Raw genomic sequence first — 14729 nt, 5'->3', positions numbered from 1 at the left:
CATCAAAGCGATGGTTTTGGCCGGACTGTACAAACTAACGTCCGGATCATTAGACGTACAGACAGCGTGAGAAGTAATGATTGGCTTCTTAGCCCCGACTTCCGTTCCTCGCCCCACGGGGTTGCGGTACGGGGTTCGGCTAAGGCCTCCAAACCATGGCTTCAAATTCAATTTAACTGGAATTCTCTTCACTCTCTTTCCGTTGTCCGGATCAACTGGAAATTGTCTGAAGAAGAGCTTCTAACAATGATTATACGAGGAGGTAGCATCATGGAAAAAGCCCTGGCCGTTTTAACCAAAGTCACGAATGTGTTGATGGCTGTTTGCTTGAGCGGTATGGCCATTCTGGTCTTTTTGAACGTGGTATTGCGCTATGCTTTCGATTCAGGTATTACCTGGTCAGAGGAAATGTCTCGTTTTCTCTTCGTATGGCTCACGTTTCTAGGCGCGATTGGGGCGCTCAAGGACAACAGTCATTTGGGTGTAGACATGTTCATCAAAAAACTGCCATTGGTTGGTAAAAAAGTGGCGTTTGTCCTCAGTAACCTGATTGTTCTCTATGTACTCTGGCTCGTTTTGGATGGTAGTTGGAAATCCACCATGATCAGTACGAAAGCACTCTCGCCAGCAGTCGGCTTGCCGCTTTCCTACATTTATGGAATTGGAATCGTAGTGAGCATTGGGATGGCTATTATCGTCTTGTTCAATATGTATCAGGTCTTGTTTCACAAAGATGCAGTGGAGAGGCTTATCTCCATGAAAGGATCAGACGAGGAGGCAATGGAAGCGGTGGCAGCAGCGGAAGCAGCGGAAGAAACAGATGACTCACGCCAAAAATGGCATACGACGGGAGGTAGAGCGTAATGGCATTAGTGGTTTTTGCCGGCTCACTGCTTGGCGTCATGGCATTGGGAATGCCGATCGCATTGGCTTTGCTCGTGAGCGGAGTCGCTCTGATGATTTTTCTCGGCGTCTTTGACAGCCAGATCATCGCGCAAAATCTCATCAACGGAGCCAACAGCTTCCCCATGATGGCCGTGCCCTTCTTCATCCTCGCCGGAGAGCTGATGAATGCAGGGGGAATCTCCAAGCGCATCATCAACTTTGCCATGTCGATCTTCGGTCATGTCCGCGGAGGGATGGGCTATGTCGCGATTGTGGCCAGCGTGCTGTTCGCAGGCTTGTCCGGATCAGCGGTGGCAGATACGGCAGCGCTTGGAGCGATCCTGATTCCGATGATGATCAAGGCGGGCTACGACCGCAATCGCTCGACGGGCTTGATTGCTGCAGGTGGGATTATTGCCCCGATCATTCCTCCGAGTATTCCCTTTATTATTTTCGGTGTTTCCAGCGGTCTTTCCATCACCAAGCTGTTCATGGCTGGAATCGTGCCGGGATTGATGATCGGTCTCGGTTTGGTCACGACCTGGTGGCTGGTCATGCGCAAACAAGATGATGTCCAGGTTTTCCCTCGCAAATCGATGCGAGAGGTTTGGGGTGCCGCCAAGCAAGCGGTCTGGGCATTGATGCTGCCCGTCATCATTATCGTCGGAATGCGCATGGGCATTTTCACGCCTACAGAAGCTGCTGTAGTAGCTGCTTTTTATGCCCTGTTTGTAGGCTTTGTGGTCTATCGGGAATTGAAGGTAAAGGACTTGTACAAAGTATTGGTTGCCTCGGCAAAAACCACGAGCGTCGTCATGTTCCTTGTGGCAGCGGCGATGGTCACAGCCTGGTTGATCACGGTTGCCAATATTCCATTGGTTCTGTCGGAAATGCTCGCTCCACTGATTGATAGCCCTACTCTGCTCATGCTGGCGATCACGGCCGTCGTGCTGCTCATCGGCACAGCGATGGACCTGACACCTGTTGTACTGATTATGACCCCGGTCCTCATGCCGATAGTCAAACAGGCCGGTATCGATCCGATTTACTTTGGCGTCGTCTTCATCCTAGCGAACTGCATCGGACTGTTGACTCCGCCAGTAGGTACCGTTCTGAACGTGGCTTGCGGGGTGGGCAAGATCGGAATTGAGGACATCATGAAGGGCATTTGGCCTTTCCTGCTGGTGGAAGTGATCGTACTGCTTCTGCTGATTTTGTTCCCGTCGATCGTGACAGTGCCCCTTCAATGGCTGATTTGACAGGGTAGGCATATTTTGTAAAAGAACGGATTATTGCCTGTACCTCTGTTAGTGACAATGATAAAATGACTGTACTGTTGACAATAAGCGGCAAGCAGGTGATTCCTATCGTAAAACGACAAAAACGGCCGAGGGTCACGCTCCAGCAGGTGGCGGAACATGCAGGTGTATCGCGTGCAACCGCTTCCCTGATTGTTCGAGGCAGCACGAATATTTCGGAAGCGACCCGGAACAAGGTGCTGGAATCGATGCGCGAGCTGGGCTACGTATACGATCGAGTGGCAGCCAATCTGCGCTCGCAGCACTCGTCCACGGTCGGGCTCGTGATCACAGAGATCGACAACCCGTTCTTTTCTGAATTGCTGGTGGGTGTGCATCAAGCGTTGGACAAGGATGGATATACGGTCATTCTCGGAACTACATTCGATCTAAAGGCAAAACAGGATACATTGATCTCCACCATGCTGGAGTATCGGGTAGGCGGCGTCATCTTGAGCCCCGTCTCCAAAAGTACGTCATCGGAAACCATTGAGCGTCTCAGACAGTGGGATATACCCGTCGTCTTGGTAGCCAAAGACATCCCGCATGCCAACTGTGACTATGTCGGTATCGACAACGTAGTGGGCGGAAGAATGGCGGTGGATCACCTCATTGCGCTCGGGCATAAACGGATCGCCTTTTTGGGTGGACCTTCCGAATCATCTGCCTGGAGAGATCGTTATCAGGGGTATCTGCTTGCCCATCAGGAAGCGGGGATCGAGGTCGACCCATGCCTGCGATTGGAAGGTCCAGCCACGCGGGAAGGTGGAGTGGAGGTTCTGCGCAAGATCCTTCAATTTCCCGAACCGCCGACAGCCGTCTTTTGCTACAACGACGTCGTGTCGTTCGGGGTCATGCACGGCTTGAAGGAAGCGGGATTGACGCCTGGCAAGGATCTGGCAGTTGTCGGATTTGACAACATCAAAGAAGCGGCAATTTCCAATCCTAGCTTGACCACCATCGCCGCCACCCCGGAGCTGGTCGGGGCGAATGCTGCCGAGCTGTTGCACCAGCGGATTCGGGGTCTGGAAGATGCCCCTAGACGAATTATTTTGAAACCGCAGCTGGTCGTACGCGAATCGTGTACACCCTCGCTCAACTAAACAAATACAGGAAAACCTCCCTTTTCGACTTTTACAGTCTCAAGAGGGAGGTTTTTTTAATAAATATCATCTCGATTGGGTTGATAAATGTCCCAAGCCAGCTTTAACGATTCCACGATACGATCCGCCGCGGTCTCGGGGTCGATTTCACTGGTAGTAAACTGAGAATGATTGATCGAGTAGGCGTCTCTTCGTTTCATGAACAGCTCCTCGATTTCGTCGAGCGATTTATTTTGCAAAACAGGACGACTGTCGATGATCAGTGGAATGCGTTCCTTCCAGGATTCCCAAGATAAATCGAGGAAAAAGACCAGACAGTGAGACAAGCAGGCTTTTTTCACTTCTTCCTGCAAATACGCACCGCCTCCGAGGGAGATGATTTTCAGCCGGGTGCCTGTGCAAAGGGAAACGATCAGTTCTCGTTCCATTTTGCGAAAGCTGGCTTCTCCCAGCTTTTCAAAGATTTGCGAGACCGGCATCTGGTGGATTCGCTCGATTTCTTGATCGATATCAATGAAGTCACGATACAGTTTTTTGGCGACCAGCTGTCCGATGGTCGTCTTGCCCGCACCCATAAATCCGATAAAAGCGATATTTTTTTCTCGAATGGATATATCTATATTTTCAGTCATTCGTAAACTCACTTTCTACCTGTGGTCTAGTTGGTTACTGTTACGCTTTAAAGTCTATTATGATGCGGGAAAGTCCCTTGTGTCAAATCATTTCAACGAGCTGCAAACCTATCTTTCAAAATGCTTTTCAATAAAAATTTATTAAAAATTGACAACATTAGAAACACCTAATTATAATCAAATGTATCGATATACTAAATCGATATAGTATATCGATACATTAAATCTTGATATTTACACGTTTTTTCAAAAGCAACGATAAGGAGTGCAAAAGTCATGAAACCACAACGAAGCACTTGCTTGGCCGCGATTGTCAGTGCGGATGAAGCCGTTTCATGGATTCCTTCAGGAGTTACAGTGGCGTTTTGTGGCGCTGGTGGCGGTTTGCTAGAGCCTACAACCGTAATCGAAGCACTGGCTCGCAGATTTAAGAAGTCGCAAGAACCTCGAGATTTAACGTTCTGGCATTCGACTGGCCTTGGTGATCGTGCTGATCGAGGTTTGTCCCCTCTAGCACTGCCAGGACTCGTAAAGAGAATCATCGGGGGGCATTGGGGGCAATCCCCTCGTCTGGCAGAGATGGCAGAAAACAATGAAGTCGAAGCTTATAATTTTCCACAGGGAGTCATGAGTCAATTGCTTCGCTCTGCTGCAGCTGGACATCCGGGAATCCTTAGCCATGTGGGTCTTGGCACGTTTGTTGATCCCCGTCAAAAGGGAGGCAAGCTGAATGAACGGACCACGGAAGAGCTCATTTCTGTCATGCAAGTGAACGGTCAGGACTGCCTGTTCTATCCGGCAGTGCGACCCGATGTTGCGATTATCCGCGGTACAACATCTGATACGGAAGGCTATATCAGCATGGAAGATGAAATCGCTTACTTGGATGCTCTGGCAATGGCTCAAGCCGCTCACAACAACGGTGGGATTGTGATTGCACAGGTACAAAGGCTGGTAAAGGCAAGATCTCTACATCCAAAATCGGTAAAAATACCCGGCTATCTCGTTGATGCAGTCGTGGTCCATCATGAACAGCCACAGCTGTATTCCGGTTCGGTCAATCGCTTCATGTCGGGCGATTACATGATGGAGACAGGTAATGTCATTCCGTTGCCATTGAATGAGAGAAAAGTGATTGCCCGTCGCGCTCTTTTTGAGGTCGCTGCCGGTCATGTGGGAAATGTAGGCGTAGGAATCTCGGACGGCATCGGAATCGTCGCGCGAGAGGAGGGGATTAGCGAGGATTTTACATTGACGGTGGAAACGGGGCCGATCGGCGGGGTGTCTGCTCAAGGAATCTTTTTCGGCGCTAGTGTCAATATGCAGGCAATGCTCGATATGCCAGCTCAGTTCGATTTCTACGATGGTGGAGGATTGGATGTCTGTTTCCTGAGCTTTGCCGAAGTGGATCAGGCAGGCAATGTGAATGTCCATAAGTTCAACGGCAAAATCATGGGGACTGGCGGCTTTATCAACATCAGCCAAAACACCAAGAAAGTGATCTTCAGTGGGACATTGACAGCTGGTGGATTGAAGACCGCGGTAGAGAACGGCGTTTTGCAGATCAATCAGGAGGGGCGCTTTCAGAAGCTGGTACCAGAGGTCTCTGAGATCACGTTTAACGGTCCGGATGCGTTGACGCGGGGACAGGATGTGCTCTACATCACAGAACGAGCGGTATTCCGTCTCACTTCTGATGGTTTGGAACTGATCGAGATCGCGCCGGGGATTGACCTTGAACGCGACATTATTAGCCAAATGGGATTCAGACCGCTGATTTCAGCAGATCTCAAAACGATGGATGATCGCTTGTTCCAAAACCAGCCGATGAATATTCGCGACGAGTGGCGCAGGTCAAAAAACGGACTATAACATTTTGAGGGGGAAATAAGATGAGTCATCAATTGCCATTTCAAGTAGGGGACACTTGCTCTTTTTCCAAGACCATCACAGAAAAAGAAGTGTATCAATTCGCGGAGATCACAGGGGATTACAGCCAGATGCACACCGATGAAGAATTCATGAAGACGACCAAATACAAAACACGGATAGCGCATGGCATCATTTCCCTCGCGATCGGTTCTACTGCATCCACGCTGATCCAGCTGCAGGCAAGAGCCAGTCTTCCCAGTGTCTCCTACGGTTATGACAGACTCCGTTTTATCAGACCTGTTTTCTTTGGGGACACCCTGACTGCCAAGTATACGATTACCGAAGTGGACGAGGAGAATCTGCGAACGGTTGCAAAAGTGGAAGTGTTCAACCAGAAAGATGAAATCTGTACCGCTGCACAGCATATTTTGAAGTTTTTCCCTGTGGAGGGTTGATCCTATGCGCCATTTTCGCAAAACAACCACTTTTCTCATTGCATTGTCGTTGATTCTGGCAGTCGGATGCAGTTCTCAAGGTGGCAATACAACAGGGGAGAGCGCTGACTATCCGAAAAAGACCATAACAGGTGTCATCCCTTGGGGAGCAGGCGGAGATACCGATTCGATCTCGCGAGCCATCGCTCCATTGGCAGAAAAACATCTGGGTCAATCCATCGTGTTAAGTAACAAAACAGGAGCAAACGGTGCGATTGGCTTGCAATACGTCGTCGATAAAAATGCAGATGGCTACCATCTTTTGTTCACGGCTGAAAACGCTGCCAGTTATGGAGTTCTAGGTATATCAGAGGTTGGTTTTGACGATGTATATCCGATCAATATCGTAGCAGGTGCTATCCCGGCCATTATCGTATCCTCCGCATCTGAGTACCAATCTATTGATGATCTTATCAAAGACGCATTAGATCGACCAGGGAAAGTCAAAATGGGCTCGACCGGGCAGGCAACAATGGACTTTATCGTCAGCACGATGCTTACTTCAGTGACGAATGTTCAGTTCAACATGGTTCCCTTTGATGGCGGAGGGCCAGCTTTGACAGCTGTATTGGGAGGACACGTAGATGTGACGGTTACAGGTCTAACTGCAGCAATCGAGAATATGAGGGCAGGCAAGGTACGTATTCTTGCAGTGCTCAGTGAAGAGCGAGTAGAGCAAGTAAAAGAGATTCCCGCGATTGTGGAATCGGTTCCCGAAATAAAACAATACTTACCGTGGGGTCCTTTTTATGGCGTTTGGGTCAAAAAGGATACACCAGATCCGATCAAACAGGTATTGACTGATGCTTTCTCCAAGGCACAACAAGATGCCGAGTTCCAGAATTTCTTGAAGCAAAGAGGAGCAGTTTCGATCGGATTGTCAGGCGTTGAGGCGGTTAAATTTTGGAAGGACTGGCAGTCGACGACGGCCTGGTTGTTGCAGGATGCAGGAGTGGCCAAAGTGAGTCCGGATCAGTTGGGGATTCAGAAAAAGGAATATTTGATCTTTAGAAAAAAGTCCTGCGCAGCTTTTTTCTTCTGGAAATGAGTCAAGCAGGGCTTTATCTTGGATAAAGAGTCATCCCATAGAAAGGGATGTGGGTGAGGGGGCTACTGATGAAAATATGTATTCTGGGTTCAGGAGCTTTAGGCAGTACGATTGGCGGCCAATTGGCAGAAGCGGGTTCACAGGTTACATTGGTTCGGCGTTCGCTTGAACATGTACAGGTGATGAATACAAAAGGTCTGACTCTTCGGGAACATGGCCGTGAAAGAACAGTGAAAGTGCACGCGGCTACGAGTTGTGAAGGGATGGAACCTGTAGACTTAATGATTGTACTCGTGAAATCTTATCACACCAGAGAGGCTATAGAGAATGCCCACTCGATTGTGGGGGAGGACACGATGGTGATGTCTTTACAGAATGGCTTGGGCAATGAAGAGATCATCGCCGAGGTCGTGGGCAAGGAACGCGTGTTGGTAGGCAGGACTTATGTAGGTGGCGTCATGCTGAATCCGGGCCATGTCAATGCGGGAACGGTAGGGAAAGAAACCTATATCGGAGAGATGGACGGCAGGATCTCTGAGCGGGTAAACCGAGTAGCTGAAGTATTTAATCATGCAGGCTTGGCGACCGCGGTCAGCTCCAATATCATGGGCATCATTTGGGATAAGCTGCTGATCAATATTGCCACAGGTGCCTTGTGTACAATCACGAGACTGCCGTATGGCGGGTTGTATAAAATGCCACAGCTGATGGAAACTGCGCTTGAGGCGGTAGCAGAAGGAATGGCTGTTGCAAAGGCAATGGGTGTTCAACTGTCCATTCGGGAGCCAAAGGAAGCCTGGTTCAAAGCTTCGGAAGGCTTGCCTGATGATTTTAAACCTTCGATGCTTCAAAGTATCGAGCAAAGAATGCCAACCGAAATCGATTTCATAAATGGCTCCGTCGTCCGCTTGGGAGAGAAATGGGGGGTTCCCACTCCTGTCAACAAAACATTGGTGGCGAGTGTAAAAGGAATCGAATATGGGCTACAGTATCTCAAATGATTGGAACGACATCATTAATATTGAGAGGGGCAAACTTTCGTGTACTCAAAAAAGTCGTATGTGGAGCACGTAGCCTATTTCGTCAAGGATATTCATTGGCATATTGGCTTTTTTCAGGAGGCATTGGGAATGCCAGTCGTAGGTTATGATGGGGAAAAAAAAGACCCCAAGCAGGTTTGGCTTATGGGTGGCTTGCAACTCATCTCGGATCCGGGTTTTGTAGCAGGTGAAGGGCGTATGGGTCATATTGCTATCATAACTGAGGATTTGGAGCAGGCGCTAGAAGCGGTGTACACCTGGGGATGCTCGGGATTGCCAAAGGGACGTAACTGGGTTCAACTGCCAGATGGATTGGTTCTAGAATTGATTCAGGAAAAAGCTAACAGTGTCAATCAACTGCTTTCTGTCGAGGTTAGTTATGTTACGAAGTAAGTCCCATCTTCTTACGATTTCGTTTTCTTTACTTGCCTTTATTTTTGGTTTAGGATTAATTTGTGTCAAAAGAGAAGGAAGAAAGTCTTGAGTAGGTGATTGGAAGTCGTGAATAAGAAAAAACGGGCGCGCGTCACTCTGCAGCAGGTAGCGGATCATGCAGGGGTTTCGAAGACAACGGCCTCCTTAATCGTCAGAAATAAGGTTCAGAATATCTCAGAAGCTACCCAAAAAAGAGTTTTGGCCGCGATGAGTGACTTGGGATACGTATATGATCGGGTAGCAGCCAATTTGCGCTCTCAAAGCTCGTCTACGGTCGGGATGATTATCACAGAGATCGCAAATCCTTACTTTTCAGAATTGCTGGAGGGTGTACATCAAGAACTGGACAAGCACGGATATACTGTGTTATTGGGAACAACCTCCGAATCCGGGGCCAAGCAAGACAGTCTGCTATCCACGATGCTGGAGTATCGAGTGAGTGGTGTGATTCTCTGTCCAGCTACGAAGAGCTCTCTGGATACGATCAATCGACTAGAGAAATGGGGAATCCCAGTCATTCTCATCGGAAAAGAAATATCAGGTGCGGACTGTGATTACGTGGGTGTTGACTTTGCACCGGGCTCAAAAGTCGCTGTCGAGCACCTGATTTCTGCTGGACATCGCAGAATCGCTTTGCTTGGCGGGCCTACGGAAGCTTCTTCTTGGAAAGCAAGAAAAGAAGGATATGGTCAAGCCTTCCAAGAAGCGGGCTTGTCTGTTGACGAAACCTTGATGGTAGGTAGCCCAATGACAAGAGATGGCGGACTAAACGCGGTAAGGCAACTATTAAAGCATCCCGACCCGCCTACAGCCATTTTTTGCTACAATGACGTCATCGCATTTGGGGCTATGGTCGGTTTGCAAGAAGCAGGACTAACGCCAGGTCAAGACATCGCTGTGGTAGGGTTTGATAATCTCAAAGAAGCAGCTACTTCGATTCCCAGTTTGACCACGGTATCTTCATGCCCGCAACTGATCGGCACCTATGCGGCAGATTTGCTGCACCAAAGAATCATGGGTTTGGATATCGAGCCACAACGTATTATTATCAAGCCTGAATTAATCGTTCGCACTTCCAGCTCTTGGATAAAATCAGAAACGAACGAGTGATGTGTATGCGAAACCAAATATAAGTTGTAGACTGGAAATGTTTCTATAATCCGTCTGCAACTTATTTTCATATCGAGTAGTAGCAAGTAGCTATGATTAGAATGCACGGGAGGCGTTCAGATGGAGTGGCAGCAGCTTGAATATTTCCAAACCTTAGCCAGAGTGCAGAATTTTACCCGGGCAGCAGATGAACTGGCTTTGACTCAATCTGCACTCAGTCGCTCGATTGCCAAGCTGGAGGAAGAGATGGGGGTTCCCTTGTTTGAGCGCAAGGTTCGCGGCGTTGTGCTGAATCGGTACGGAGAGATTCTCTTGCCGTACGTAAATCGGGCGATGCAGGAGATCACACTTGCCAAGCAGGAGATCAAGGATTTGGATGATCCCTACAACGGAAGTATTTCTCTGGCGTTTATCCATACGCTCGGCTCCAGCTATGTTCCTGAGCTAATTGGTGACTTTCGAGAAAAATTTCCGGGTATCGAGTTTGCGCTGACCCAAGACTCTACGCGAAAAATCATGAACCTGCTGGAAGCAGGGGAAATCGAGCTCGGATTCTGCTCTCCCAACGAGCAGATGAAAAACAAATACATCGAAGCAGTAGCAGCGATGGAAGAGCAGCTCTTTCTCATCGTACCGAAGAACCATCGACTCGCTGATAGGACCGAAGTCCAGTTGCGAGAAGTAGCGGACGAGCCATTTGTTTCCTACAAGCATGAGAGCGGGATACGCGAAGTGATTGACACCCTTTGTCAGCAGGCAGGTTTCAAGCCGAAGGTCACGTTTGAGGGGGTAGGGGATGCGACGATCGCAGGGTTTGTGGCAGCCGATTTTGGAGTTGCCTTGATCCCTTTCATCCCCGGTCTGGATATGGACAAAATCTCGCTCCTCACCGTGACCGATCCGAATTGCAAACGAACCATCCAAATGGTATGGCGTTCGGATCGCTACATGTCACCTGCCCTCGAACAGTTCAAACGATTTATTGAAGATAGAGCCAAAAGATAGCCAAATAGAGATATTCCTAAAACTCATGGATTCCATGAGTTTTATTCATTTTATTACTGGAAAAACACCAGCTATACTGTGATCAAGAGAAGCAAAGAAGGATGGAAAAGGAAGTGAATGAGAGATGGGCCGTAGTGCTTTGGATGCTTATTCCAACGGAGCTGTATGGTGGGATACCGAGATCAGCAGTATCAAGAAAAATGAAATCATCGTCAGAGGTTATCCGATTGAAGAATTGATTGGTACGCTCTCCTACAGCCAGATGCTTTATTTGCTTCTATGTGGAGAGGTGCTCAGCGAGAAAAAGGCACGCTTACTTGAAAGCGTTTTAGTAGCGGGAGCGGATCACGGTCCGAGAGCCCCTTCTATCGCCGCAGCCAGAATGGCAGCAACGTGCGGAATCTCTTTTAATTCCTGCGTCGCAACAGGCATCAACGTATTGGGTGATGTGCACGGCGGAGCCGCTGAGAAAGCCATGACCTTGTTTTATAAGACAAATGGGATTTTGGAAGCCGATCCGAAGCGTTCATTCAACGAAGTGATTGGGGAGCAGCTCGATCTCCTTGAACAGAACGGAGAAAAATTGGCTGGCATCGGGCATCAGCTGCATGACGACGACCCTCGCATCAGAAGATTGTATGCGCTTGCGCAAACGCTTGTGGAAGAGGGCGAAATCTCGGGAGCCTACCTGAAAATGGCGGAAGAGTTCAGACGCCAGCTGGAAGAGCGCAAGAAGAGAAAGATGACGATGAACGTCGATGGCGTGGCTGCAGCGATCCAGTGTGAACTGGCCATCCCTGCCGAGTCGGCCAAAGGTATCTTTGCACTCTCAAGAGGGATGGGAATTGTCGCTCATGCTTTTGAGGAGCTGCAAAACCGAGTCTTGATCAAAGGTCCGTGTCCGAATCGGGACGACTTGGTCCGCTATTCTGGACCCGAGCTGAGACATTTAGATAAGCAAGACTAACCCCTTGCACTCGAAAAGGCAGAAACGAAACAACAAGGTGGTGAACATAAGCGAGTGCTGGAATTATATCTAAACAATCCATTCGAGATGGAGTTACGTGAAAGTGAAGCACTTCCCGGACCGACCGGAGACGAAGTGAAAATCAAACTGATTTACGGCGGGATATGCGGAACAGACCTCAATGTGTTCAAAGGTGGAATCAACTACGCCAAATATCCGGTGCGCCCGGGTCATGAATTGCTCGGTACCATCGTCGAGGCTGGAGAGGACGCACTGTATCCATCTGGAACACGGGTTGTCGTACAGCCGAACACCTTTTGCGGACGCTGTGTGAAGTGCAAAAAAGGGCTCACGAACGTCTGTCAGAACAAGAAATCTCTCGGGATCAACACAGATGGAGGATTTTCAGAAGAGTTTGTCATTTCCTCGCGATTCGTACTTCCTGTACCGGATGATTTGACAGATGAAAGAGCCATCCTGATTGAGCCTTTCGCAGTAGTGGTACATGCCTTGCGCAAAGTCAAGATCGACAAAGATGTTTCCGTAGCGATTGTAGGCTGCGGCAATGAAGGCAAGCTGGCTGTGCTTATGGCAAGCTACCTGGGAGCAAAGGTTACCGCCATTGACATCAACCCGTTGAAGCTGGAAAAGGTAGGGCGAATGGTAGAAAATATCCGGACTGCACTGCCAGACGAGGTGGCTGGTGAAACGTTTGACATCGTGGTTGAAGCAGCAGGTACTCGTGCCTCGATCGAACAAGGCATGCAGCTTGTCACTCCCGGCGGTTCGATGGTCATGATCGGAATCACCTCGGAAGCACATTTTCCTGTTGCCCATGTCGTACGCAATGAAATCACACTTTACGGCTCGATCATCTACAACTTCCCGGATGACTTTTTGCAGACGATTGAATATTTGCGAAATGATAATTTTCAGGTTGATCCCGTAGTCTCAATGATCTTGCCGGTTTCTGATTATGAACAAGCATTTGAAAACGCTTTTTCTGGCGATTATGGAAAAATCATTCTCGATTTCAGGGGGGATCATAGCGAATGAAAAAGGAACTCATTTCTCATCAACTGGTCAAGTATTTGGAAGATCGCGGCGTAGAGCACCTCTTCGGACTGTGCGGACACACCAACATCGCCGTATTGAATGCCTTGGAAGAGGGCAGCAGCATCAAATTCATCAACACCAGACATGAACAGATCGCCGCTCACATTGCCGATGGCTATGCGCGTGCGAAAAAGCAGACGGCAGTCGTCTTGAGTCACTTGGGACCAGGGCTTACGAATGCAGCGACAGGCGTGGCCAACGCAGCACTCGATTCCATCCCGATGGTCGTCATTGCTGGCGACGTGCCTAGCCACTACTACGGCAAGCACCCGCACCAGGAAGTAAACCTGCACGCGGACGCTTCGCAATATGAAATCTACCGTCCATTCGTGAAACGGGCATGGCGCGTAGACCGCCCGGATCTATTCCCGCAGATTTTGGAAAAAGCCTTCCAGCTCGCAGAGAGCGGAAGACCGGGACCCGTACTCGTATCCGTTCCAATGGATATCTTTTCGATGGAAATCGATGTCGAACTATTTGAAAAGGTGAAGCTTCATACTCGCAAGCTGCACAAGCCATCGCTCGATCATGAGACAGCTAAACGGATCGTGGAGAAGCTCATTGCTGCAAAAAATCCCGTGCTGTATGTTGGCGGAGGCATCATGATCGCCGATGCGGCAGCAGAATTGAAAGAGCTGGTCGATCATCTGAGCATTCCTGTAGCTCACAGCCTGATGGGAAAAGGAGCGCTTCCTGACGACCATCCACTGACGCTGGGAATGACCGGCTTCTGGGGAACTACCTTTATCAACGATACAACTCGCAACGCAGACCTGATACTCGCACTCGGAACGCGTTTTGCCGAAGCAGATGCAAGCTCCTGGGAAAAGGAATACACCTTCGACATTCCGAAAACCAAGCTGATTCATATCGATATCGATCCTAGTGAAATCGGCAGAAACTATCCGGTAGACATCGGAGCAGTAGCGGATCTGAAGCAGGCCTTGACGGCATTGAATCGCGTAGCCAAAGAACTGCTGCCAGCGGGCAAGCAAAACGAGGAACTGAAACAGAAGATCGCTGCGAATCGCGCTGAATTCCAAGGATTGAACAAAGAGCATATCGAGTCTGATGCTTTCCCGATGACACCACAACGCATCCTGCAGGAGGTACGCGAAGTACTGCCGAGAGACGCTTTCATCACGACAGATGTAGGCTGGAACAAAAACGGGGTAGGTCAGCAGTTCCCGGTCTATGAACCAGGTACCGTATTGACGCCAGGCGGCTTGGCTACGATGGGCTTCGGTGCTCCAGCAGCACTCGGCGCCAAAATCGCCCAACCCAATCGAGTGGTGATTTCCCTGGTGGGAGATGGCGGCTTTGGACAAAACCCTGCCGTACTGGCAACCGCAGCGGAAGAAAACATTCCTGTCGTCTGGGTCATCATGAACAACTACGCGTTCGGTACGATTGCCGGTTTGCAAAAGGCTCACTTCGGTACCACTCTCGGAACGTTGTTCAAACGCGACGGCAAACCTTATTCGCCAGACTATGCGGCAATTGCAAGAGCATACGGGGTCGAAGGCATCAAGATTGAGTCAGCGTCAGAATTTAAAGATGCGCTTGCAAAAGCTATTGAATCCAATAAACCAGTTGTGATCGACGTGCAAATGCAGAATATCCCAACCCCAACAGCGGGCCACTGGAATATCATGGACATTTATTCACCGGACAAGAAAGTTCACCACGTAGCGGTAGACGCATAACAGAGGAGGCAAGGAGAC

At 49.2% G+C, this 14729-nt stretch carries 14 protein-coding genes; 13 read left to right on the top strand and 1 reads right to left on the bottom strand.

The annotated features are described in order from the left end of the window. Positions 1-270: 270 nt before the first annotated feature. From EDM52_RS04660 to EDM52_RS04650, 3 genes are all read left to right on the top strand, one after another. Positions 271-864 (top strand): TRAP transporter small permease, encoded by a 594-nt coding sequence (locus EDM52_RS04660; RefSeq protein WP_122907870.1) that lies wholly within the window; start codon positions 271-273, stop codon positions 862-864. After that, entirely contained in the window at positions 864-2144 is a 1281-nt protein-coding gene (locus EDM52_RS04655; protein WP_122907869.1) for a TRAP transporter large permease subunit, read from the top strand. The genes EDM52_RS04660 and EDM52_RS04655 overlap by 1 nt, the downstream gene beginning before the upstream one ends. 65 nt (positions 2145-2209) lie before the next feature. After that, positions 2210-3286: a LacI family DNA-binding transcriptional regulator gene (locus EDM52_RS04650; protein WP_122907868.1), complete on the top strand. Its 1077-nt coding sequence runs from the start codon at positions 2210-2212 to the stop codon at positions 3284-3286. A gap of 56 nt (positions 3287-3342) precedes the next feature. Here the strand turns inward: EDM52_RS04650 and EDM52_RS04645 are convergent, their stop codons facing one another. Further along, positions 3343-3918 carry a shikimate kinase gene (locus EDM52_RS04645; RefSeq protein WP_122907867.1) on the bottom strand — a complete coding sequence of 192 codons (576 nt, stop codon included), beginning with the start codon at positions 3916-3918 and terminating at the stop codon, positions 3343-3345. A gap of 276 nt (positions 3919-4194) precedes the next feature. On the opposite strand from EDM52_RS04645, the gene EDM52_RS04640 reads away from it, so the two are divergent. The 10 genes from EDM52_RS04640 to EDM52_RS04595 all read left to right on the top strand — a co-directional run bounded on the left by EDM52_RS04640 (position 4195) and on the right by EDM52_RS04595 (position 14711). Beyond that, positions 4195-5790, top strand: a complete 1596-nt coding sequence (locus EDM52_RS04640; protein ID WP_122907866.1) for an acyl CoA:acetate/3-ketoacid CoA transferase — start codon at positions 4195-4197, stop codon at positions 5788-5790. Positions 5791-5810: 20 nt separating this feature from the next. Next, a complete protein-coding gene (locus EDM52_RS04635; RefSeq protein ID WP_122907865.1) occupies positions 5811-6245 on the top strand; it encodes a MaoC family dehydratase in 435 nt (144 codons plus the stop codon). Positions 6246-6249: 4 nt separating this feature from the next. Then, positions 6250-7332, top strand: coding sequence for a Bug family tripartite tricarboxylate transporter substrate binding protein (locus tag EDM52_RS04630; RefSeq protein WP_122907864.1), 1083 nt, complete (start codon positions 6250-6252; stop codon positions 7330-7332). Between the two features lie 68 nt (positions 7333-7400). Then, complete coding sequence (locus tag EDM52_RS04625) at positions 7401-8333, top strand: ketopantoate reductase family protein (protein WP_122907863.1); 933 nt, start codon at positions 7401-7403, stop codon at positions 8331-8333. A 39-nt stretch (positions 8334-8372) separates the two neighbouring features. After that, on the top strand, positions 8373-8765 hold the full coding sequence (locus tag EDM52_RS04620; RefSeq protein ID WP_122907862.1) for a VOC family protein: 393 nt from the start codon (positions 8373-8375) through the stop codon (positions 8763-8765). Positions 8766-8873: 108 nt separating this feature from the next. Beyond that, positions 8874-9917 carry a LacI family DNA-binding transcriptional regulator gene (locus EDM52_RS04615; protein WP_122907861.1) on the top strand — a complete coding sequence of 348 codons (1044 nt, stop codon included), beginning with the start codon at positions 8874-8876 and terminating at the stop codon, positions 9915-9917. Positions 9918-10037: 120 nt separating this feature from the next. Continuing rightward, on the top strand, positions 10038-10922 hold the full coding sequence (locus tag EDM52_RS04610; protein WP_122907860.1) for a LysR family transcriptional regulator: 885 nt from the start codon (positions 10038-10040) through the stop codon (positions 10920-10922). Between the two features lie 124 nt (positions 10923-11046). Next, positions 11047-11889 (top strand): citryl-CoA lyase, encoded by an 843-nt coding sequence (locus EDM52_RS04605; protein WP_122907859.1) that lies wholly within the window; start codon positions 11047-11049, stop codon positions 11887-11889. A 54-nt stretch (positions 11890-11943) separates the two neighbouring features. Further along, on the top strand, positions 11944-12945 hold the full coding sequence (locus EDM52_RS04600; RefSeq protein ID WP_122907858.1) for a zinc-dependent alcohol dehydrogenase: 1002 nt from the start codon (positions 11944-11946) through the stop codon (positions 12943-12945). After that, entirely contained in the window at positions 12942-14711 is a 1770-nt protein-coding gene (locus EDM52_RS04595) for a thiamine pyrophosphate-binding protein (protein ID WP_122907857.1), read from the top strand. The genes EDM52_RS04600 and EDM52_RS04595 overlap by 4 nt, the downstream gene beginning before the upstream one ends. Positions 14712-14729 lie beyond the last annotated feature (18 nt).

The organism is Brevibacillus invocatus (assembly GCF_003710915.1).
Classification (GTDB): domain Bacteria; phylum Bacillota; class Bacilli; order Brevibacillales; family Brevibacillaceae; genus Brevibacillus; species Brevibacillus invocatus.
Note: the sequence above shows the minus strand (reverse complement) of the source record. Positions and strands in the feature narration are given on the sequence as shown.

What these genes read in the sequence shown, in the direction of transcription:
- EDM52_RS04650 (WP_122907868.1), top strand. Translation starts at nt 2,210, where the DNA reads ATGACTGTACTGTTGACAATAAGCGGCAAGCAGGTGATTCCTATCGTA.
- EDM52_RS04655 (WP_122907869.1), top strand. Translation starts at nt 864, where the DNA reads ATGGCATTAGTGGTTTTTGCCGGCTCACTGCTTGGCGTCATGGCATTG.
- EDM52_RS04635 (WP_122907865.1), top strand. Translation starts at nt 5,811, where the DNA reads ATGAGTCATCAATTGCCATTTCAAGTAGGGGACACTTGCTCTTTTTCC.
- EDM52_RS04640 (WP_122907866.1), top strand. Translation starts at nt 4,195, where the DNA reads ATGAAACCACAACGAAGCACTTGCTTGGCCGCGATTGTCAGTGCGGAT.
- EDM52_RS04645 (WP_122907867.1), bottom strand. Translation starts at nt 3,918, where the DNA reads ATGACTGAAAATATAGATATATCCATTCGAGAAAAAAATATCGCTTTT.
- EDM52_RS04625 (WP_122907863.1), top strand. Translation starts at nt 7,401, where the DNA reads ATGAAAATATGTATTCTGGGTTCAGGAGCTTTAGGCAGTACGATTGGC.
- EDM52_RS04660 (WP_122907870.1), top strand. Translation starts at nt 271, where the DNA reads ATGGAAAAAGCCCTGGCCGTTTTAACCAAAGTCACGAATGTGTTGATG.
- EDM52_RS04630 (WP_122907864.1), top strand. Translation starts at nt 6,250, where the DNA reads ATGCGCCATTTTCGCAAAACAACCACTTTTCTCATTGCATTGTCGTTG.
- EDM52_RS04595 (WP_122907857.1), top strand. Translation starts at nt 12,942, where the DNA reads ATGAAAAAGGAACTCATTTCTCATCAACTGGTCAAGTATTTGGAAGAT.
- EDM52_RS04605 (WP_122907859.1), top strand. Translation starts at nt 11,047, where the DNA reads ATGGGCCGTAGTGCTTTGGATGCTTATTCCAACGGAGCTGTATGGTGG.
- EDM52_RS04610 (WP_122907860.1), top strand. Translation starts at nt 10,038, where the DNA reads ATGGAGTGGCAGCAGCTTGAATATTTCCAAACCTTAGCCAGAGTGCAG.